The following is a 21,225-nucleotide window of genomic DNA, read 5'->3' as shown; positions in this document are numbered from 1 at the left end:
TGAGAAAGAAGGGAGTCGGATCATGGTCCAGATGTTCGGTTATGGCGGCAGCAAGTGTCCGCGTTGTCAGCACAGGAATGCGGGCGGCGCCGGCTATTGCGCGGCCTGCGGCATCACGCTCGGCGCGCCGCATAACGCTCCGGTGCTGGTCGAGAACCGCTGGATCGCCGGCCCCGACGAACTGGCCGTGTTCTTTGGCGTGCGCGCGCTCTCGGGCCTGTTCGTGAAGACCCTGCGCGTGCCCGCCGCGGCGCGCGCCTATATCCTCCAGGGCGACCAGGCCACCGAAGTACCGCAAGGCGAATACGAGATCGAAGGCTTTTTCTCGCGCCTGAATCACCTGCTGCGCGACGGCCACGCCGAGATCCTGGTCACGCGCACGAATGCGCTGCCGGTCGAATTCACTTTCGACGACCTGGAGACCGCCGAGCACCTGGCGGTCGGCGCCGCCTTTACGGTCAGCCTGCGCATCGAAAACGTGCCCCCCTTTGCGCGCCACTTCATGACCATGCCCGGCACCGTGACCGTCGCCCAGCTGCGCGAACTGCTGCTGCCGGCCGTGCGCCAGCTGGCCGCGGAATTCGTCGGCGCGCGTTCGCTGCGTGAGATGGCGGCGCAAGCGTCTGGGCAAAACACGCTGCGCGCCGAATTCGACGAGCGCCTGCAGGGCGCCTTGCGCCTGCTGCTGGCCGACTACGGCCTGGGCGTGGTGCAGGTGGACACCTTGGCCCTGCGCCACGACAAGTTCGACGCCAACCGCGCGCGCATTGGCACGCTGTGGCTGGCGGCCGACGAGCGCCGCGTGCAGATGACGCATGCGCGCCAGCTCGAAGAACTCTATGACGAACAGGCCTGGCACCGTATCGCGCGCGAAGAGGGGGCCGCGCGCCAGCGCCTGCGCCGCCTCGAGCTGCAGCAGAACGAAACCCTCGATCGCGCCGAACTGAGCCTGGTCAATGGCGAGCGTGCGCAAGCGGTGCGCGCGCGCGAGATCGACCTGTATGCGCGCGTAACCGAAGCACGGAGCCGGCGCGAAGCGATCGCACGCGGCGCCGGCGAGATCCTGGCCGAACTCGAACACGACCTGGCCCAAAAGCGCGGTCAGCGTGCCGGCGAACAGGCCGAGTGGGCGCACCTGCAAGCCCTTGCCGCGATCCGCATGCGCGCCGCGCTCGAAGTCGCGCAGCAGGAAGCGCTGCAGGCGCGCACGCTGGCGCGGCAACGCTTCGCGCAGCAACTGCTGACCCAGCAGATCCGCAACAAGGTCGAGCAAGCCAGGGAAATCGAGGACGCCTCGCGCCAGCGCGCCGAACTGGCGCGCCTGCGCGCCGGCGAAGAAGCCGCCACACGCCGTGCGCAAGACCTCGACGCCGAGGAACACGAGGCGCAGTTCGCGCTCGTCGTGCTGGCGAATGCCGCGCGCCGCCGTGCAGCCGAGCGCGAGGAAGAATGGCTCGAGCTGCAAGGCCAGGCGCGCGCGCGCCAGCAAGCGCTCGGCGCCGACCTCGAAGCGGAAGCCGTGCAGCAAAAGATCGCCGCGTTGCGCCGCGACGGCGGCCAGCAGGAGGCCATCGCCCAGCACGAAAAGCTGCTGCGCACGATCGAAGCCGAGCACCGCCAGGCGCGCGCGGCGAAGGAAGTCGAACTGCTGGCCGAAGAACGGCGCCACCAGCAGCGCCGCGCCGAGCAGGAAGCGGGCTGGCAACAGGAATTGCGGCGCCTGGGCGCCGAACGCGCCGAACGCGCCGCCCAGTTCGAGCACGGCCTGGCGCTGGCGCGCCTCGAGATCGCGCGCGCCGAAGCGCTCGATGGGTTGGACGACACCACCAAACTCGCCGTGGCCGGCGCGCCGAATGCGGCGGTGCTGGCCGATTATTTGAAGACCCGCGTGCACGCGGCCATGGACGCCGGCCAGTTGAGCGCACTGGCGCAGGTGGTGGCCGCCGGCGGCGCCATGAGCGCCAGCGACGCCGCGCGCTTGGCCCAGGAAACGCTGGAGCGCGAACGGTTGCGGCGCGAAGTCGAAGTCGACAAGGACCGGCGCCACCAGCTCGATTTGCTGGCGCTGCAGAACGACGTCAACAAGGCGGCGCTCGGCGCCCAGGCGCAAGTGGCGGGCAGCGTCGGTGCGGCCGTCACCGCCGCAGTGTCGGTCCCGCGCGCTTGCCCGCACGGCCATCCGGTGCGCGGCGACGACCGCTTCTGCGGCGCCTGTGGCGCGCCGCTGGGCTGACGCCACCCGCATGCAAACCGCCATCGACAAGATCCGCGAGCTGCGCGCGCTGCACGAGGACGGGCTGCTCAGCCGCGAGGAATTCGACCGGCGCAAGAACGCCATCCTCGACGCCGCCCACGCGCCAGTGACGCCCGTTGTGACGGCGCCTGCGCGCGGCACCGAGCTGGGACTGATGGCAGGCCAGCAGGTCGGCCCGGCCAACCGGCGTTACCGCCTCGAACGCCTGATCGCGCTCGGCGGCATGGGACAGGTCTGGCAGGCGACCGACCTGGCCACCCACGCCGAACTGGGCCACAGCGCCCAGGTCGCGCTGAAGATCCTGTCGCCCGAGCTGACCGAAAGCGCCGGCCACGCCAAGCTGCTGGTGCAGGAAGCCACGCGCGCGCGGCGCCTGGCGCACGAACACATCGTGCGCGTGTATGACTGGGCGCAGGACCCGGCGACGGCCAGCTATTTCGTGATCATGGAATGCCTCGAGGGCGAAGACCTGGAAAGCCTGCTGGCGCGTGAAGGGGCGCTGCCGCTGGCGCGCACGCTTGACCTGCTGCGTCCGGTCGCCGAGGCGCTCGACTATGCCTGGGAGCGGCACCGGCTGGTGCACCGCGACATCAAGCCCGGCAATGTGTTCGTCACCGCGCGCGGCGAGGTCAAGCTGCTCGACTTCGGCATCGCCGCCCGTGCGCGCGCGGGCGGGCGCAGCGCGCTCGATGCGCCGGCGCTGTCGGGCACGCCGGGCTACCGCGCGCCGGAGGCAGGCGCGCCGGACCTGGTGCCTTCGCGCGCACTCGACGTGTACGCGGTGGCGACGATGGTGCAGCAAATGGTCTCCGGCAGCGCCACGCCCGCCGTTGGCACGCCGGCGCGTCCCGACGGGCTGCGCGACGACCAGTGGCAGGCGCTGCGGGAGGGCATGGCGCAGGATCCGGCGGGGCGGCCGGAGAGCGTGTCGCAGCTGCTGGACCGGCTCGGTGCGACGGTCGAGGCGCCCGTCGAAACGCCGGCTGCGGCCGAGGAAGTGGCCTTGCCGCCAGCCGCACCAGCCCCTGATCCCGCACCAGCCGTGACCGATCCGGCCGCACAACAAGCTGCGGAAGCCGCACAAGCGCGCAGTGCCGCCGCCGCCCTGGCCGCGCGCCAGCAGCTGCGCGAACAGCAAAAACGCGAGCGCGCCGAGGCCGAGGTAGCACGCCGCGCGCGGCGCGAAACCCTGCGCGAGCAGCTGGCCGCGCGCCGCGACGAAGAAGCGGCCAGGGCGCGCCAGGCCCAGGAAGAAGCCCAGCGCAAGGCGCTGCAGCTCAAGGCGGCCGCCGCCTACCTGGCCGAGCAGGAGCGCGCGAAAGCGCAGCAAGCGGCCCCCGTGCAGGCGGCAGCGCCCGTGCCCGCGGAACCGCCTACGCTGCTGCGCGACCGTTTTATCGACGGCGCAGGCGCCGGCCCCGAATTGGTCGTGCTGCGCGCCGGCCGCTTCCAGATGGGCTCCCCGGACCATGAGCGCAAGATCGCGATGGCGTCCGGCGCCCAGAAAAACTGGCTGGCGCGCGAGACGCCGCAGCACTGGGTCGGCATCGCGCGGCCGTTCGCCATCGGCCGCTATCCGGTCACCGTCGGCGAATGGCGCGCCTTTGCCGAAGCCAGCGGTTGGCAGCCGCAAGGGGACGTCGACTGGGCCGCGCCCGGCTTCGCGCAAACGGAGAAGCACCCGGTGGTCGGCGTCTCCTGGCACGATGCCCAGGCCTACCTGGCCTGGCTGGGCGAGCGCACCGGCCAGCGCTACCGCCTGCCGAGCGAAGCCGAATGGGAATACGCCTGCCGCGCCGGCACCAGAACGGCGTTCAGCTTCGGCGACGCGATCGACACCACGCTCGCCAATTACGACGGCAATTTCACCTGGAATGGCGGCCCGCGCGGCGAGTACCGGCGCGGCACCACGCCGGTCGACCAGTTCGCGCCCAACCCGTGGGGGCTGCACGACATGCACGGCAATGTCTGGGAATGGGTGCAGGACGTGATGCACGACAGTTACGAAGGCGCGCCCGTCGACGGCAGCGCCTGGGAGAGCGGCGGCGAGCGCGCACGCCGCATCCTGCGCGGCGGCTCCTGGCTGTACAACCCGCGCTACCTGCGCGCGGCGCTGCGGAATGGCTTTTCGGCGGTGATGTCGAACGACATCGTCGGCTTTCGCGTGGTGCGTGAACTGCCCGAAGATGCGGCCGAGCTTGACCTTTCCTGAAGTCGATTTCCCGGTCGTAGCGTGTGGAAGCCGGCGCGCGCCTGGCGTAGGCTGATCGCAGTCACGGATTTTTTATCGCCCACAGGAGGCGTGCCATGAAAATTCCCGAAGAGCTGCGCATCCCGGCCATCGTATTCGGCTTGCAGGGAGCCCTGCTGGCCGGCTGCGCGCTGGTGTTTTTCTTGCTGTCGTTCAGGCACTAGCCACAAACCTGGCCGGATTCAGCCAGCAACCAAGTGGTGATCCCTGGCCCATTCGCGTAATGCGTCGTTGAGCCGGGTTTGCCATCCACTCCCAGTCGCTTTGAACGCGTCTACCAGGTCGCGGTCGAGACGAAGGTTTGTCGCCACTTTAGTGCCACTGCCTGCAGGCCTGCCAGGGCCACGCGTCGGTGCGGCCTTGGCCCACTCCTCGTCGGAATAGGGAGTCGCGTCCAGGTCTTGCATGGCGGCCTTGGTGATTGCAACATCTTCTTCAACGGTAGGGAGAATCGTTCCCGCTTTAAGTTTCGGCATATCGTTTTACCTCTCTCAAGTTGGCTTTGCGCAGGCTGATGATGCGACGTACGTCATCACGGTCCACATACACCACTTAGAGCCTATTTCAGTAGACCGGGGGAAGCGGCGAGCGATGCATGGCAAGCGCGGGCAAGGCGTGAGGAGGGCGCATGGCGGGCCATGCAACCGACGAGCAACGCAGCACCCGCTTGTCAGGCGCGCTTGCAGCGACTCCGGGCTATTGAGATAGGCTCTTAATAGAGGCGGTCACCGATGTAGGCAATGGCGCACATGCGCGCTTCCCCATCATTGTGTCGTTCGTCTTGCCACGTCAGAGCGTCTTCCCATTCAATCGCTTCGGCTGCGGCCAGGGATATGCAATGCTTTTCCAGGTTCGCAGCGTCTTTGAAGGTGTCGAATGCGATTCCCATATGAATAATCGTAGATACGAAAAACAGCTTTGTCAATGTATTTTCGTATCTACATTAATTCTTCTACCGGGATAGGCTTCAGGCCGCGTCGCGCTCGTGAGCCGGCGTCGCGTCGCGCCGCTCCGGATACGCCCGGTCAGCGAAGCGCGCCCCCTGTGGCCAGTGTGCCAGCGCCTGTAGGGCCATGTCCGGCGTCAGCGGCGTTTCCGCGCCGCTGGCCGGGTCCAGGTGCCAGAAGCCGCCGTCGCGGTGGAACAGCAGCGGCAGGCCCAGCGCCGCCAGCCGGGCGGCGGCGCCCAGGCCGCGCTCCGGCTCCATCAGGTAAAAGGCTTCGTGCTGCATGCCGGCGTCGAGCCGTTGCAGCAGGATCCCGTTCGGCAGCACCGCCACCACTTCCAGCACCGCCACGCCGGGAATGCTGGCCGTCAGTTCAATGCGCATGCCGGGGCGCAGCGCGACCGGGGCATGCTTGCCGGGCCAGGCGCCGTCGACCAGCAAACCGTAACGCGACACGTCCTCGATCTCGAAGCCGCCACGTGCGCGCCGGATGAGCGCGTGGCGGCTGGAGATGCGCCGCGTCAGGCCTTCCGGCTCCGGGCCCGCCACGCCGTGGTGCATCAGCTGGATATCGGCATCGACGACGCCTGCTTCGCCGCGCCCGAGCACGCATTCGTCGAGGGCGAACAGGCGCAAATAGCGTGCACCGTGCGGGTCGGCCGCCCCGTCCCTTGCCAGGCAAGCCGCGGTCGCCGGGCAAGGGTGGACGGGGGGGGCGGCGGGGACATCGATTTCGAGCAGGTCTTCCTCCCAGGCGATGCTGGAAAAACCGAGGTCGACCTTGCCGCCGCCAACCCCGGCAGCCAGGTCGAGGTGGGCGATACCGGCATTGCTGGCATGGACATCGATGTCGACGCGGCCGCCGCCATCCACGCGCGCACCCACGCGCGCAATCGAGGCGTCGTCGGCATGCACGCGCACGTTCTTGTGGGTGGCGAGGAAGGTCTGGTGGATCTCGTGCAGGCTGGCGTCGGCGCGCGGGGCCAGGATCAGCAGGGTCGCGATCCAGCTGTGGGCGGCGGCGTGTGCATCGGCGCGGCTGTGCAGCTCGAGTTCGATGCGGTACTGGCCGTGTTCCAGCCCGCGCGAGGAAAACTCGAGGAAGACCGGCAGCCAGTCGCCGCGCACGGTGCGGCAGAAGCTGTGGCGCTCGCCGTTTTCCAGGCGCAGGCGCGAGCTGGCCAGCAGGGTCACCTGCGCGGCGCAGTCGGACGGCATGCCGCGCAGCGCCAGCTTCAGCACCTGGCGCCCGCCGGCCGCGCGCGGATCGAAGCCGCTCACGTGCAGGTGCGGACGCAGGGCGGCAACTGGAGCGATCGGCATGGGAAGGATGACGGACACGTCCGGCGCCTCCGGATCAGCCATCGACAGCGACTCTTCAGGCTGCGCATGACCGTGCGCGCAAGCATGCTCGCCAGGCATTACCCAGACGGTGCAATGCGGATGATCGGGATGGCGGCAACGGTTCATGGGAGGGGCCTGGTGGAGCGGGGAAGCTTACGCGGATTCGCCCAGCCGTGGCGCGCGGCAGGGTCTGGCTGGAGTTGATTTAACGCACTATTTCCTATTGTAACGTTTGGCGCTGTCACCGTTCGCTATTGATGGATCCGATCGCCAGGCGCAGCAATTGATCGGCACAAGTGACCTTTCCGCCATCAAGTGCCCGGCGCCAGCCCAGGTAATTCGGAAGATAATGCGACGCGACCCCATGAAACCGCGCCAGCCATTCGCGAAAGCGGTGGTGATAGGCATTCACGTTCTGCACATGGATGGCGCCCGTGGGCTCGCGGCGGGTACGTTGGCCGGCGCGCAGGTTGACGGCCTGGTGCGCAATGCCGTGCGCACGCGCGAACGCGCGATAGGCCGCATGCGCGTCGGTAACCAGCAGCACTTGCCGGTCGAGGCAGGGCAGCAAATGGCGCTCGAGTTGCGCCTTGTTCAAGGCGCCGCGCCCGGTGACGGCGTCAATTGTCTGGCCGCTGCGGTCGCGCGCCACCAGAATGCAGTCGAGCTCGCGCGAGATGCCGCGCTTTGCCGCCACGCCGCCACGCTTGCGCGGCGCCCGATCGAGCTTGCGCGATCCCTTCTGCGACTCGAGGAGAAACATTTCGTCGGCCTCGGCGATGCCGTGCAGGCACGCGGGCCGGTTGTCCTTGGCCCTGTCGAGAAAGCGATGGCGCCATCTGAATGCGGTATTCCGGTGCACCTTGATTTGCTCTGCCGCTGCGCGTACAGGGCACGACACGCGCAGCGCATCGAGGTAATCCAGCCATTTGGCGCGCAACCTCAGCCGAGCCAGCGGCGTGCCGGTGAGGTCGTTGTAAGTGCGCCGGCACTGGCGGCAGCGATAGCGCTGCAGGCCGTTCGCGTGGCCATGACGGTGCCAGCCGGAACAGCAGCAATGCGGGCAGCGGCGCCCGGGGCCGCGCACTTGTTCGATCAGCGCAAGCAGCTGATGCAATCCGGCCGCCGGCCGCAAGGCCGCGAGCACCCGTATCCGCTGCGGTTGATTCAGTGTCGGTAATGCCGCCAACCACTTCTTGAACCCTGGCGCTTTCATGGCAGATCCATATCGATGGCGATACGGGTTCGACCGTAAAAAAGCTCAGCAGTTCCATCCTCATCCATAGCGAACGGTGACAGCGCCTAACGTTTTGCCAGCCTGTCCACCCAGCATCAAGCGCCTTGCGGCAGGGCGGTTTCGTCGTGGCCGGGCGCACGAACACGCAGCACGATCGCGCTCAGGTTGTCCGGCTGCAGCCCGACCGGCGGCCGTTCGGCGATCTCGCCGAACAGGGCGTCGAGGCAGGCGGGCGCGTCCTTGCCCGCGAAGAGGCGCGGCCAGCGCGCCACGAACTCGGCCGGATCGCTGCAAGACCAGAAGCCGTCGGTGGCAAGCAGGTAAATTGCACCCGGGCGCAAGTGCAGGACGCGGCGGTCGGGCAGGGCGCGCAGCCAGGGTGGCAGCGTGGCGGCGTCGAGCGCGACCAGGCCGTCGTCGAGGTGCGACGGATCGAACAGGGTGTTACCGAGGATGAAGGCCTGGGCGATCTGCGGCGTGTGGCTGCCATGCACCTGGCGCCACCAGGACTCCTCGCCCAGCAAGCCGGCCATGGCCAGCACGGTGGCCGGCACGTGGTCGACGGTGAGGGGTACAACCGCCTGCGCGGTGATGTCGTACAGGCGCGAGTCGCCGGCATGCCACAACAGCGGCGCGCCGCTTGGTGCGATCTCGAGCATGGTGAGCGTGGTGCCGGGCCGGGGACCGGCTTCGTGCAGGCCGTCGAAGCTGCATTGCAGCCTGCGGTGCAGGCCGTCCAGGTGGCGCGACAGGCTGTCCAGGTCGGCGCAGGCGGGAATCGCCAGCAGGCCGGCCGCCACCGATTCGGCCGCTTCGCGCCCGTGACCATGGCCGCCCATGCCGTCCATCACGGCCAGGCGCAGGTGCCCCGGCGGCCAGCCGGCGACCTGGCTGCACGCCGGCTGGCCGCCCGCCAGGTAGCTGGCGCGGCCGGCGCCGTCGATCACCAGCAGGTTGTCCTGGTTTTCCGCACGCCGCGCCGGCCCGACGCCGATCTTGCTGCCCGCCGCCAGCTCAAACAGGGGTGCGTCCATCGCCGCTGCCAGCATGTTGGTCCCGCATGCATTCATTATCTCATTCATCGTTACCTGCCGCCGGTTTCAGGTGCATATCGTATGGTAAGTTATGGTTTTGCCAAAGCCGCGCACGACATGCTGATTCGTCCCTTTGAAGCCTCCGACCTGGCCGCCTGTGCGCGCCTGCTGCGCGCCAGCGCCAGCGAATTCATCGTCCACGAATCGAGCCGCGAAGGCGCCTGCACTTTCCTGCGCGAGAACGACGAGGAAGGCATCCGCGGATATCTCGCGGCGGGCTACGTCTACCATGTGGCGGATGCTGCAGGCGAGCTCGCCGGCTTCATCGCGATTCGCGACAACAGCCACGTCTTCCACCTGTTCATCGACAAGCGCTGGCATGGCCAGGGACTGGCGCGGCGGCTGTGGGACGTGGCGCGCGCCGCCGCGCTCGAGCGCGGCGCGACGGGCACGTTTACGGTGAACGCGTCGAACTACGCCCTGCCCGTGTACGAAGCCTTCGGTTTCGAACGCACCGCGCCGACCCAGTGCGTCAAGGGCCTGTACTTCAACCCGATGCGCTATACGCCTGCCTGAAGCATTACGGTCGGCGTTCGTCGGCGCGGCGCAGCCACAGGCTGCTGGCCCATCCTTCGACGCGTTGGCCGCCGGCCTCGGCGCTGACCTGCCACCAGTCGCCCTCATGTAAACCTGTCGCCCGCACCTGCGCGCCGGCTGGCAGCACCAGCATGCGGCGCGCGCCGACCCCGCGCTCGGCGCGCAGGTTGAGCGCGTCGGCGACGACATAGCTGCGCCCGGCGCGTGGGATGTCCGCATGCGCTGTGTGCACGACGGCCAGGGCCGCGATCGGAACCGGCGCTGGCGGCGCCAGCCACTGCCACAGCGCGCCGCCGATCAAGCCTGTCCCGAGCACCAGCACCGCCAGCGCCCTGGCGTTCGGGCGCTGCCACCATGCACCGGGCGTGCAGCGCGCCGCCAGCACCAGGGTCGCCAGCAGCCCGACGGCGCCGCAGGCGAGGGCAAGGGCGAGCGGTGTCATCGTTATGCCTCGACGCGCAGCACGTAGTGGCCGGCCACGATGTGGTGTCCGAGCGGCACCACATACGGCGCCTCGCCGGTGGCGCTATCGATCGCGGCGACGAAAGACAGGCGCTCGTCGAGGTGGTACAGCGCCTGGGTCGGCGACTCGCGCACGATGCGGTAGCCCTCGGGACCGGCTTCGAAAGCAAAGGCATTCCTCGACAGTCCGAGGCGGTCGGCGCCGCCGGCCTGCGCTCCATCGGCGCCGCGCAGGCAGCCGGCGCAGTCGAGCACGCGCAGCTTGGCCAGCGCCGGCGCGGCACGGCCGAACACCTGGCGCGTGCCGCCCACCACCGGCACGCCCTGCGCCTGCGGCAGGCAGACGATGGCGCTGTAGCGCTCGGCCATTTCCGGCGCCGGCGCCAGCAGGCGCACGTCGACGCCGTCGCTGGGGGCGAAGCGGTTCGGCACGGCGACGCGCTGGCGGCCGTCCGGCGTGACGGCATAGACGGCGTCGAGCGCGTCGAGGGCGAAGCCGAGCAGCGAATCGGCTTGCAGCGGACCGACCATCAAGTCGCGCCCGATGCCGAACTCGATCGCGGCGGCGCCGGTGTCGCGGTAGCGCGACAGGCGCGGCAGGGCCAGCGCGGCCAGGCTGACGCGCTGGCGCATCACGGGCGCATAGGTCGCATCCTGGTTGACGGGGGCGGTGGGCGCAGCGGCGGCGCGGTGCAGCACCGGCACCGCGGTAAGCTCGGCATCGTCGAGGGCGCGCGCGCGGGCCTTCCAGACAGCGGGAGCGCGGACCGAGGGCGGCGCACTCACCGGCACCGCCGGCATGGCCGCCTTGGGCTGGCTCGGCGCCACCTTCAAGAGCAGGCGCGGCGGCATGCCGCTCACGTCGGCGGCGCGCGCGCGGATCGTGTAGTAGCCGCTGGCGGCATCGAAGCTGCAATCGAAGGCGTCTTTCGGCCGTACCTGCACCTCGATCGGCGCGTCCGGCCCGTCGTTGATGAGGAGGATGCTGGCATCCTGTGCGAACGGCCAGCCCGGCACCGCGTGGGTGGCGCGGGCGGCATCAAACCCGAGCACCGTCAGGCGCCCGTTCGGATAAATCGGGCACACCGGTTGCCAGATGGCGCTGTCGCGCGACACGCTCACCGTGTACAGCACCTGTTCGTTGGGCGCGGGCAGGTAGACGGCGTGGCCGAATTTCACCTCGACCTGGCCGGGCGCCAACTCGCTTGATCCAAGCACGTGGTAGCGCACATCCTCAGGCCCGAGCAGGTCGCCGAAATCCTTCTGGTGCAGGGCTTGCAGCGTCTGCGCCAGGTCGCGTACGCGCGCGCCGCGGGTCAGGTGGCGGTCGTCGTCGACCTCGTCCTGCGGCAGCACCAGGGTCACGTGCGCGAAGCAGCGCGTGGCGGCGCGCCCGCGCTGTTCGCGCGGCGCCCGTTCCAGCAGGTCGCGCAGGTAGGGGCGGCGATTCAACAGGGCCAGGCCCGGCGCCTGCCACAGGGCTTCGGCATTGAACACGTCGCCGACGCGGTTCAGGGTTTCGTGTTGGACGTAGACCGGCATGATGAACTCTCCTCGAATATGTGGGCGCCCGCAGGTGCACCTGTAGGGGCGCCTGCAGTTCCAAACGCTAGCAGGGGGAAGATGAAAAACAGCAGGTGCGAGCCGCCGGCGGACAGGAAACTCATCGGCTGGCCCATGATCGGAAAGAAGGCGAGGTTGGTGCCCCACGACAGCAGGAAGTGGCCGAACACGAAGGCGGCGCCGCCGCACAGCGCAAAGCAGCGAAAGCGTCCGAGCCAGGCATGGCGATAGTCGCGCGCGGCGGCGCCGCCCTGCCAGGCACGCCAGGCGGCCCGCAGCAGCGCGCCCAGGAACAGCGCCTGCAGCGTCCAGAGCAGCAGGCCGGCGGCCAGGCCATGGCGCTGCAGCAGGAACGAAGGCGCGAAATCGTCCTGCACCGCTGGAATGGCAAGGGCGTCGGGCGCACCGTGCCCGAGCGCGGCCAGGCCGAACACGCCGTCGGCGCCGGACCAGCCGCCGCCGGCGATCGCCTGCGCGCCCAGCAGCAGTTGCTGGCCGGTGTGCGGGTGCGCGCCCGGGTCGAGCCAGACGCCGAAGCGCTCGCCATAAAAACTCCATGCGGCGACATTGCCCGGCGCCGCGCCGCGCAGCAGGGCAAGCGCCAGCAGGCAGAGGCAGGCGCCTGCCGCCACCGCCAGCGCCGGACCGGCCTTGCGCGCCGCGCACGACCAGGCCAGCAGCATGGCCGCGCCCCAGACCAGCAGCAGGATCAGCGGCGAGTAATCGTCGACCTGCACCAGCGCCACCGCCAGCAGCACCATGAACAGCAGGGCGGGCGCGGCCAGGCGCAGCCAGCGCACGAATGCCCCGCCGCGTGCATCGTTTCCTGCCGCACCGCGGCCCAGGCCGAGTGCGATGCAGTGGGCGGTGAGGATCGTCAACGCCAACTTGGCGAATTCCACCGGCTGCAGGTCGAACACGCCGGTCTCGTTGCCCCAGCCGACTTGCAGCAGCAGCGCGGCGAGCGCCGCGCCGGCCAGCAGCAGCAGGAGCAGCTCGACCCGGGCCTGGCCCGGCGCCTGGGCACGCGCCAGCAGGGCGGTGGCGACGCCGGCCAGCCCGAGGCCGAAGCTGGTGGCGGCCGCCGTCTTCTGGAAGTGGCGCAGCCAGGACGTGTCGGGCGCGCCGATGCCCAGTTCCAGTTGCAGCAACAGGCCGGCCGCCAGCAGCAGGACGCCGAGCGTGAGCACCGCACCCGTACGCCGTCCGGCCAGCGCGCACCACAGCGCGGCCCAGCACAGCAGCAGCGACGGGCCGACGCCGGGTGCACTGCCGCCGCGCTGCGCTAGCAGCAGGCCGAGGCCGGCGACGGCGAGTGCAATGCTGGAACCCAAGTGTGCGGCGCCCGCCAAGTCCTTGCGCCAGCGCGTGCGGCCTGCCAGCACGGCGCCCAGCAGCCCGAACGCCGCGCCGCCGGCCAGGCACCAGGCGACGGCAGGCGGCCAGGCCCAGGCGTCGCGCCGCTGCCAGTGCCAGCGCACGCCGGGTGGGAGTTCGGTGCGCGCCTCCTGGAACAAGGCGACGCGCCGGGTCGGCTGCAGGCGCAGCGTGTCGCTCTCCACTTCGGCCAGCAGGCGCGTGCGCCCGACCGTGAGCGCGTCCACGCCGGCCAGTGCCTGCTCGGCCAGGGCCAGGTCATGTGGCGGACCGTCATCAAAGGCCAGCAGCGGCGCCCGCTCGACGCCGCTGGCGCCCGTCAATACCGGCAAGCCATCCTCGAACCCGAGCTGGGCGCTGCCCGGCATGGCGCCGGCGTTGCCGACCTGGGTACCGCAGGAGAGGTTGCCGCCGAAGCGCAAGGGCCGCGCCACCGTGAGCGCGCGCGGCGCCCAGCGGTTCCACAGGCCGAGCAGGCGCGCGCCCGGTCCGCTGCCGGGACAGGCCGCCAGCGCTTCGCCGTCGCGCCGCACCAGCGCGCCGTCGTAATCCCAGCTGTGCGCGCCGTCGCTGAACGCGAGCAGGCCGGCGCTCGCTGTCGTGAAGCGGTAGTGCACGGCGCCGAGCTGGACGTGCTGGCCGGCCCGCACCACGCGGCTGCCGCTCCGGGTACGCTCGGTGCTCCGTTCGACACCGATGGCCTGCACGCCATCGCTGCTGGACGCGAACCAGGCGCCATTCGCATCGCGGCGCAGGCGCAGATGGCGCTTGCCGGCCTGGGGCGCGGCCAGTTCGGCGCGGCCCAGCACCAGTTCGGCGCCGGGCGCCAGCCTGACCTCGATCTTGGCCGGCAGCCAGGCCGGCGGCGTGCGCAGCAGCGCCAGCACCTGCAGCACGCACAGCAGCCCCAGCGCGGCTGCGGCCAGGGCTTTCATGCCGAACGCGCGCATCATGCGGCGCACCGCACAGGACCGCCCTGGGCGGCGGCGAGCAGGCGGCTGATCGCCAGCGCATGCGGCGGGCGGTCTTGCGGGCGGCGCGCCAGCAGCGCGCGCAGCAGCGTCAAGGCGGCCGCGACCCCTGTGTCGCCGTCGGCGCAGGCGAGAAAGTGCGCCGCTTCGTCGTCCGCCAGGATTGGCGGCAGGGTGAAGCGCAAAGTGGCATCGGCGCAGCCATTGGTGCTGCCATAAGCGCGGAAGGCATCGCCGCAGGCGCTGCAATAGCGCAGTGTCGCGCCGTCGGTGACGAGGTAGTACAGCAGGGCGCCCAGCGAAAAATAGTCGGCGCGGGCGTCGGTGACGTAGCCGACTGGTGTATCCGGCAACGTAGGGAAGAATTGCTCTGGCGCCTGCCAGCTGGCGGTGCCCGCATAGGAGTGCGCGCCGCTGTCGTGCAGGCTGCGGTTGGTGCCGAAGTCGGCCAGCCGCAAGCTGCCGCCGCCATCCACCAGCAGGTTGGCGGGTTTCAGATCGAGGTAGCGCCAGCCGTGCCGGTGCACCGTGGCCAGCGCCGCATTCACCTGGCCGGTCCAGGCCAGCGCCTGCACCAGGCCGATCCGGCGCCCGGCCGCATTTCGCGCCGCCAGGTGCGCTGCGAGGTCGCCGTCGTGCAGTTCGAGCGCCAGCGCCGGCAAGCCCTCGTGCAAGCCATGGTCGAGCAGGCGCACGACGTGGCGCGCATCCCAGGGGGCAAGGCTGGACAGGAAAGCGATTTCGCGTGCCGCGCATTCGCTCCAGCGCGCACGCAGCGCCGGTTCGGCGCGCGCCATCTGCGCGCGGTTGACGAGTTTGAGCGCCACCGGGCCGAAGCCGTCGCGTTCGGCACGCCAGACCAGGCCGTAGCTGGAGCCGGCCAACTGCTCGCGCAAGCGGTAGTGGCCCCGGCCCAAGGTGACGATGTCGCCGCTGTGCAGCATGCTTCCCCCGAATGAATGCGGCGATGCTGCCGCTGTGCACAGCTAGCGGGGGGAGGCGGAAAAGGGGGAGGGTAAAACGCGAAAAAGCCGCGCCTCCAGGGGTAACGACGTTCAGTTAACCTGTTCGAACCGTCTCCTCAGGCGCTGAGCTGGCCACACTGGCTGAGTTTCGATGATTGTAGGGTGGACTCTCGAGTCCACGCGGTACGTGCCCTTGCATACCTCGACACTGGGGGAAACCTGTACGTGTGCGCTCCCAGACTACGTAGCGCATCTCGATATGTATAAAAAGGGCCGTGGACTCAGGAGTCCACCCTACGTATCGCGCGACTTAGCGTGCGTGACCGGGCTTGGAGTTGGCTGAACGGCACTATCCCCCAAGGGACGCTGCGCCAACAAAAAAAACCGCGCCCCTGGGGACGCGGTTCGTGTTTAGCCGGGCCGGATCAGCGGCGGTAGCCGTCTCGGTCGCGGTAGCCGTCATGGCCGCGGCCATCGCGGTCCCAGCCACGGTCATGGTCGCGGTGACCACGGTCATAGCCGCGGTCGTAACCCCGGTCATAGCCGTGATGGCGGCCGCCGCGCGGTGCGACATACACGACCGCCGGTTCGCGGTAGTAACGCGGCTGCTCATAGTACACCGGACGCGGCTGGACGTAGACCGGGGCCGGCTGGTAGTAACCGACCGAGGCATAGCCGCGGTTGTCGTAGTGGCGGCGGCCGTCATAGCCACCGATCGAGTTGCCGACCGCGGCGCCGAGGACACCGCCGACGATGGCGCCACCACCGCCACCCGCACTGGCGCCGATGGCTGCGCCGAGCACCGCGCCGACCGCGGTATTGGTGCCGCGGTCGCCAGCGAATGCCGAGGGCGAGACGGCGACAGCGGCCAGGATCACCGCACCAAAGCATTTTTTGTTCAACATGGCTTTTCCTTTGTTGCCGCAACGAGGATCGACATGATCGCTGTGACGCCGGGGCATGGAATGAACTATAGACCGGCTTGCCGCGGCCTTCACCACCTAATACAGATTCTTACATCTGGTCGGCACTCGTAACATTCTTTTGACAAGCCTTGCAGACGGCGCCGGCCGCCCCATCTTTCCCGGGTTACCCGATTTTTTCAAGCCACCATGTCCGCACGCCGCAACCTGTTCGTCATCCTCGCCCTGCTGGTCCTCCTGCACCTGTACATCGGCCTGCGCCTGATGCCCGACCTCGGCCTCGGCTGGATCGGCATGCTGGCCGGGAGCGCCTCCCTGGCGCTGTCGACGCTACTGGTGCCGGTCGGGCTGCTGTCGTCCTCGCTGCGGCGACGGCGCTGGTCGGAACAGCTGGCCTGGCTCGGCCTGCTGGCGATGGGCCTGTTCTCCTCGCTGCTGGTTGTCACCTTCCTGCGCGATCTCGTGCTGCTGCTGGCGACGGTCGGCGGCTTCGGCACCGATGCACTGCATTACTACAGTGCGCTGGCGGTGCCGCTGCTGGCCCTGGCCGTGACGGCCATCGGTTTCGTCAACGCCCGCCGCGTGGCGCGCGTGGTGCGGGTGGAGGTGCCGATCGACGGCTTGCCGCAGGCCTTGCACGGCTATTCGATCGCGCAGATTTCCGATATCCACGTCGGCCCGACCATCAAGCGTCCCTACCTGAACGCCATCGTCAACCGCGTCAATGCGCTGGGCGCCGATGCGATCGCGGTGACCGGCGACCTGGTCGACGGCAGCGTGGGGCGCCTGGCGCTGCATACCCAGCCGCTGGCGCGCCTATCGGCACCGGATGGCGCTTTTTTCGTGACCGGCAATCACGAATATTACTCGGGCGCCGAGGAGTGGATCGTCGAGTTGCGGCGCCTGGGCCTGACCGTGCTGCTGAACCAGCACGTGGTGCGCCAGCGCGGCGGCGCGGCGCTGATGATCGCTGGCGTGGCCGATTATTCGGCCCACCATTTCAACCCGGCCCACCGCAGCGACCCGCAACAGGCCGCCGCCGGCGCACCGCGCGACCTGGCGGTGAAGATCCTGCTGGCGCACCAGCCGCGCAGCGCGACCGCCGCCGCCGAGGCCGGCTTCGACCTGCAACTGTCGGGCCACACGCATGGCGGCCAGTTCTTCCCGTGGAACCTGTTCGTACCGCTGCAGCAGCCTTTCGTCGCCGGCCTGCACCGGGTGCGCCGGTTGTGGGTGTATACCAGCCGCGGTACCGGTTACTGGGGGCCGCCAAAGCGCTTCGGCGCACCTTCGGAAATTACGCTGGTGCGGCTGGTGCCGGCGTGATGGACTTGTAAAGACAGCAAAAAGTTGCCGGATGCGCTATTGTTCCGATCCTCTCCCATCGAAGGATCGACCGCATGAACCGTCCCCGCCATCCCGTCCTCGGCCTCCTTGCCGCAGCCCTGTTCGCCGCGTCCGCCACAGCGGTTTATGCCGCCAGTCCCGGCAACGATCCGGCAGCACTGGCGAAGATCCGCGATACCGCGCTGGGTAGCGATTATGCCTGGGAACGGATGGCGGACATGACCGACCTGATCGGCCCGCGCCTGTCGGGTTCGCCCGGCGCGGCGGCGGCCGTGACCCAGGTCGCCGAGGCCATGCGCAAGCTCGGCGCCAGGGTGACGCTGCAGCCGGTGAAAGTGCCGCATTGGGTACGCGGGCAGGAGACCGGCGAGCTGGTCGAGTACCGCGGCCGTCCGGCCGGCATCAGCCAGCGCGTGGTACTGACCGCGCTGGGCAATTCGGGCGCGACCCCCGCCGACGGCCTCACGGCGCAAGTCGTGGTGGTGGCCAGCTTCGACGAACTGAAAGCGCGCGCGGCCGACGTCAAGGGGCGCATCGTGCTGTTCGACGTGCCGTTTGATCAGGACATGGCGAACCGCGGCCTGGCCGGGCCGGCCTATGGTCATGGCTCGAACTACCGCAGCAACGGCCCGCGCATGGCGGCCGAGCTTGGCGCCGCCGCGGCGCTGGTGCGCTCGGTGGGCGGCGCGGCCTACCGCCTGCCGCATACCGGCAACACCAACTTCCAGGATGGCGCGCGCATCCCGGCCGCGGCCGTCACGGTCGAGGATGCGATGCTGATGACGCGCCTGGCGAAGCGCGGCCCACTCACCATGCGCCTGCTGCTCACGCCGCAGATCCTACCCGACGCCGACAGCCATAACGTGATCGCCGACCTGCCGGGTACCGACAAGGCGGACGAAGTCGTGATCGTCTCCGGCCACCTCGATTCCTGGGACCTGGCCACCGGCGCCTACGACGACGCCGCGGGCGTGGCCAGCGCCATGGCCGTGTTCGACACCCTGAAGAAGCTCGACTACCGCCCGCGCCGCACGATTCGCATGATCGCCTGGATGAACGAAGAGAACGGCACCCGCGGTGCGCGTACCTACCTCGAAGCGAACACGGCGGACGCGGCGAAGCACGTCGGCGCCATCGAAAGCGACAACGGGGCAGGGCGTCCATTCGGCCTGCGCGCGAGCGTGCCGGCGACCTCGTCGCGCCTGTTCGCGCCGCTGCAGGCAGCCTTGCAGCCGATCGGCGCCGGCGTCTTCCAGCGCCAGGATGCACTTTCCACCGGCGACCTGTCGGGCCTGGAGCGCGCCGGCGTGCCCAGCTTTGCGCCGCTGATCGACACCTCGACCTATTTCGACTACCACCACACGGCAGCCGACACGCTCGACAAGGTCGATCCCGACAACCTGCGCCGCCACGTGGCGCTGATGGCGGCCACGGCCTGGTTCCTGGCGAACGTCGACGAGCCGATCGGGCGCGCCGTCGTGCCTGCGCGCTGAAGTGTCGACCTGCCAAGGCGGCCTGTTGAAGGGTCGACCTGCTGGGGCAGCGGTTCGCTGAGATGCCCGCCCGTCGAGGTGGCGGCCTGCTGGAGCAGCAGCCTGCTGGAGCAGCGGCCTGTTGGAACGGCGGTTCACCGGGACGCTGCCCGCTGAAGCGCCTGCGCGTCAGCGTGAGTGTGCCCGACGCGCGTCCTGACGGCGCCACGGTCCGCTGCCGGTTGCCATCCCGGCAGCCGGACAGTCAGAGCATGAGCAGGTTCGCACCCAAGTTCGCAGCCAGGCTGCCAACAGGTTCCCAATCAGGATCCCAATCAGGATCGCAGTCGGCGTTGGCGGTCTGGACCGCATCCGCCAAACCCAGCCGGGCGCGGTCCGACGGCGGACCGTTCCCCGGCACGTCTCGCATCGTGCGCTCAGGCAGTACGGCCTGCGCCGCGCCTCCCTTATTCGATCAACACACGCCTGACCGCCCGCGCGTGCCCGCGGAAAGGCCGCCCGTACACGGTCTGGATGCCGCTGGCGAAGTTTTCGCCCCAGACCAGTTGTGAACGCGTTTCGTGCGGTTCGGACGACCAGTACCACTCGCGCTCGAACTGCTCGCGCAAGTTCGCGAACAGCAGCGACAGTTCGCGCCGGTTCGGTAGCTCGCCGCCTTGCGCGGCCGTCCATTCGAGGGCGCCGGGCCAGCCGACGTCGGCCGCGTCTCCCGGCAGCAGGATCAGGTGGTGGTCGGGGTCGCCGCCCTTGCCCAGGATGATGCCGGCGTAGTGTTCGCCTTCCTTCAGCGTGTCTCGTAGTTGCATATAGATGCCCATCGGTGTCCTCGCGCGTCGGTATCTGTTGATACAGATTCGACCGGCACCTCGTCGCTTTAGTTGCCGCCCCAAACACGACATGGATCATGGTTCTGTTCGATTTCGCGAGGAATAACTGTTTTAACTGTTTGATACTCCAAAAAAATTTATTTGCGGAAAAGTTGAACTAAGGAAGTTTCCTGCCCTCAAAGGTTACGTATTCACTTTTTATTTCAGGAAATTTCTCAATGAAAATGCAAGCCACGAACGCAGTCCGTACCGCCGCCATCCTCTTGATCGCTTCCTTTGCCGCTGCCGGCGCCAGCGCACAAACGTCTGCTTCGGTTGCCCTGTCGGGTTACGACAGCCTGAGCGCTACCCCGGGCACCATGTCCGCTGCCACGCTGCCGACAACCGCCAACAATTACTACGTGGCGCCAAACGGTTCCGACACCGCCGCCGGCACGAAAGCAGCACCATTCAAGACGCTGGCACGCGCAGCAAAAGCTGCCGTCAAGGCAAACACGACTGTGTTCGTCGCTCCCGGCACCTACGAAGGTGGCTTCAAGACGACCGGCAATGGCACCGCCGCCGGCCGCATCTATTGGGTCTCGACCACCAAGTGGGGCGCCAAGATCGTCCCGCCTGCGAACTCGGCCAACAAGACCGCCTGGGACAACCGCGGCAACTACGTCAGCATCATCGGTTTCGAAGTCGACGGCACCAGGATCCAGAAGGGCACCAAGTGGACGCTGGGCATCTACACCGGCGGTTCGTACAACGTCATCGAAGGCAACCACGTGCACCACACCGCCAACACGATCGCCTGCAGCAGCGCCGGCGGTTCGGCCATCGGTGTCGACAGCTACTATAAGGGCGTCATGACCGACGTCATCGGCAACACCGTGCACGACATCGGCCCTGCCGGCTGCACCTACGTCCAGGGCATCTACGTGTCGACCTCGGGCTCGATCAAGAACAACGTGGTCTACCGCGTCGGTTCGGCGGCGATTCACCTCTGGCACGACGCCACCAACGTGAAAATCACCAACAACACGGTGAGCTCGTCGGTGTTCGGCATCATCGTCGGTGGCGGCGATTTCTACTTCACCAGCGCCGGCGCCAACAACGTCGCCGTGCACAACAACATCGTGTACGACAACAAGTACGGCATTTCCGAGCAGGGCAAGACCGGCACCGGCAACACCTACAAGAACAACCTGGTGTTCAAGAACACGACCTACGACTGGCAGCTGCGCAATGGCCTGAAGCACACTGCGACCATCAGCTCGGACCCGCTGCTGGCCGGCTACTCGCGCACCGCCGCAATGCCGAACTTCAAGCCGAGCGCGAGCTCGCCGGTAATCGGCCGCGGTATCGCGACCTATGCCCACCCGACCGACATCGATGGCAAGGCGCGTAACGCATCGACCGGTTTCGATATCGGTGCATACCAGCACTGACACCCTTCAGGCTCCGGCTTGAACAACCCCGCGCAGCCGCAAGGCGCGCGGGGTTTTTTGCATTTGGGTCATGTGCGCAACGATTCGCACGGCAAAACTTAGATCAAACTTAGCTGCGTTGATTTAACGCAAACACTCATTGCAAATACGTACTGAACAGTAGAAAGCTTGGTGTAGAATAAATTTTTATGTTGCGAGTCG

The 21,225-nt window shown here is 68.6% G+C and carries 17 protein-coding genes; 6 read left to right on the top strand and 11 right to left on the bottom strand.

Translation table 11 applies throughout. From position 1 onward, the window contains the following. Positions 1-22 precede the first annotated feature (22 nt). Both IFT60_RS10410 and IFT60_RS10405 read left to right on the top strand, forming a co-directional pair. Positions 23-2,233, top strand: coding sequence for a hypothetical protein (locus IFT60_RS10410; RefSeq protein ID WP_192051901.1), 2,211 nt, complete (start codon positions 23-25; stop codon positions 2,231-2,233). Between the two features lie 10 nt (positions 2,234-2,243). Beyond that, the gene (locus IFT60_RS10405) at positions 2,244-4,466 is read left to right on the top strand and encodes an SUMF1/EgtB/PvdO family nonheme iron enzyme (RefSeq protein ID WP_192051900.1); all 2,223 of its coding nucleotides are present in this window, start codon (positions 2,244-2,246) and stop codon (positions 4,464-4,466) included. Positions 4,467-4,687: 221 nt separating this feature from the next. On the opposite strand, the gene IFT60_RS10400 is transcribed toward IFT60_RS10405, so the two are convergent. From IFT60_RS10400 to IFT60_RS10380, 5 genes are all read right to left on the bottom strand, one after another. After that, a complete protein-coding gene (locus IFT60_RS10400; RefSeq protein WP_192051899.1) occupies positions 4,688-4,981 on the bottom strand; it encodes a BrnA antitoxin family protein in 294 nt (97 codons plus the stop codon). Positions 4,982-5,217: 236 nt separating this feature from the next. Beyond that, the gene (locus IFT60_RS10395; protein ID WP_192051898.1) at positions 5,218-5,430 is read right to left on the bottom strand and encodes a BrnT family toxin; all 213 of its coding nucleotides are present in this window, start codon (positions 5,428-5,430) and stop codon (positions 5,218-5,220) included. A gap of 42 nt (positions 5,431-5,472) precedes the next feature. Then, positions 5,473-6,921 carry an FHA domain-containing protein gene (locus IFT60_RS10390; protein ID WP_229510781.1) on the bottom strand — a complete coding sequence of 483 codons (1,449 nt, stop codon included), beginning with the start codon at positions 6,919-6,921 and terminating at the stop codon, positions 5,473-5,475. A 115-nt stretch (positions 6,922-7,036) separates the two neighbouring features. Further along, positions 7,037-8,011: an IS1595 family transposase gene (locus IFT60_RS10385; RefSeq protein WP_192051897.1), complete on the bottom strand. Its 975-nt coding sequence runs from the start codon at positions 8,009-8,011 to the stop codon at positions 7,037-7,039. A 116-nt stretch (positions 8,012-8,127) separates the two neighbouring features. Continuing rightward, positions 8,128-9,102 carry a PP2C family protein-serine/threonine phosphatase gene (locus tag IFT60_RS10380; protein ID WP_229510780.1) on the bottom strand — a complete coding sequence of 325 codons (975 nt, stop codon included), beginning with the start codon at positions 9,100-9,102 and terminating at the stop codon, positions 8,128-8,130. Positions 9,103-9,183: 81 nt separating this feature from the next. On the opposite strand from IFT60_RS10380, the gene IFT60_RS10375 reads away from it, so the two are divergent. Next, complete coding sequence (locus IFT60_RS10375) at positions 9,184-9,642, top strand: GNAT family N-acetyltransferase (protein WP_192051896.1); 459 nt, start codon at positions 9,184-9,186, stop codon at positions 9,640-9,642. 4 nt (positions 9,643-9,646) lie between these two features. Here the strand turns inward: IFT60_RS10375 and IFT60_RS10370 are convergent, their stop codons facing one another. The 5 genes from IFT60_RS10370 to IFT60_RS10350 form a co-directional block, all read right to left on the bottom strand. Then, a complete protein-coding gene (locus IFT60_RS10370) occupies positions 9,647-10,105 on the bottom strand; it encodes an SH3 domain-containing protein (protein ID WP_192051895.1) in 459 nt (152 codons plus the stop codon). A 2-nt stretch (positions 10,106-10,107) separates the two neighbouring features. Next, positions 10,108-11,667 (bottom strand): hypothetical protein, encoded by a 1,560-nt coding sequence (locus IFT60_RS10365; RefSeq protein ID WP_192051894.1) that lies wholly within the window; start codon positions 11,665-11,667, stop codon positions 10,108-10,110. After that, positions 11,637-14,018 carry an FtsW/RodA/SpoVE family cell cycle protein gene (locus tag IFT60_RS10360; RefSeq protein ID WP_192051893.1) on the bottom strand — a complete coding sequence of 794 codons (2,382 nt, stop codon included), beginning with the start codon at positions 14,016-14,018 and terminating at the stop codon, positions 11,637-11,639. The genes IFT60_RS10365 and IFT60_RS10360 overlap by 31 nt, the downstream gene beginning before the upstream one ends. Next, a complete protein-coding gene (locus IFT60_RS10355) occupies positions 14,015-14,980 on the bottom strand; it encodes a protein kinase domain-containing protein (RefSeq protein ID WP_192051892.1) in 966 nt (321 codons plus the stop codon). The genes IFT60_RS10360 and IFT60_RS10355 overlap by 4 nt, the downstream gene beginning before the upstream one ends. A 446-nt stretch (positions 14,981-15,426) precedes the next feature. Next, the gene (locus IFT60_RS10350; protein ID WP_192051891.1) at positions 15,427-15,906 is read right to left on the bottom strand and encodes a PXPV repeat protein; all 480 of its coding nucleotides are present in this window, start codon (positions 15,904-15,906) and stop codon (positions 15,427-15,429) included. Positions 15,907-16,113: 207 nt separating this feature from the next. On the opposite strand from IFT60_RS10350, the gene IFT60_RS10345 reads away from it, so the two are divergent. Further along, a complete protein-coding gene (locus IFT60_RS10345) occupies positions 16,114-17,250 on the top strand; it encodes a metallophosphoesterase (protein ID WP_192051890.1) in 1,137 nt (378 codons plus the stop codon). 74 nt (positions 17,251-17,324) lie between these two features. Continuing rightward, positions 17,325-18,764 carry a M20/M25/M40 family metallo-hydrolase gene (locus IFT60_RS10340; protein ID WP_192051889.1) on the top strand — a complete coding sequence of 480 codons (1,440 nt, stop codon included), beginning with the start codon at positions 17,325-17,327 and terminating at the stop codon, positions 18,762-18,764. A 446-nt stretch (positions 18,765-19,210) separates the two neighbouring features. Here the strand turns inward: IFT60_RS10340 and IFT60_RS10335 are convergent, their stop codons facing one another. Then, the gene (locus tag IFT60_RS10335; protein WP_229510779.1) at positions 19,211-19,570 is read right to left on the bottom strand and encodes an Lcl C-terminal domain-containing protein; all 360 of its coding nucleotides are present in this window, start codon (positions 19,568-19,570) and stop codon (positions 19,211-19,213) included. A 239-nt stretch (positions 19,571-19,809) separates the two neighbouring features. On the opposite strand from IFT60_RS10335, the gene IFT60_RS10330 reads away from it, so the two are divergent. After that, complete coding sequence (locus IFT60_RS10330) at positions 19,810-21,024, top strand: right-handed parallel beta-helix repeat-containing protein (RefSeq protein WP_192051887.1); 1,215 nt, start codon at positions 19,810-19,812, stop codon at positions 21,022-21,024. Positions 21,025-21,225: the final 201 nt, after the last annotated feature.

Source organism: Massilia sp. CFBP 13721, assembly GCF_014842025.1.
Lineage (GTDB): Bacteria > Pseudomonadota > Gammaproteobacteria > Burkholderiales > Burkholderiaceae_D > Telluria.
Note: the sequence above shows the minus strand (reverse complement) of the source record. Positions and strands in the feature narration are given on the sequence as shown.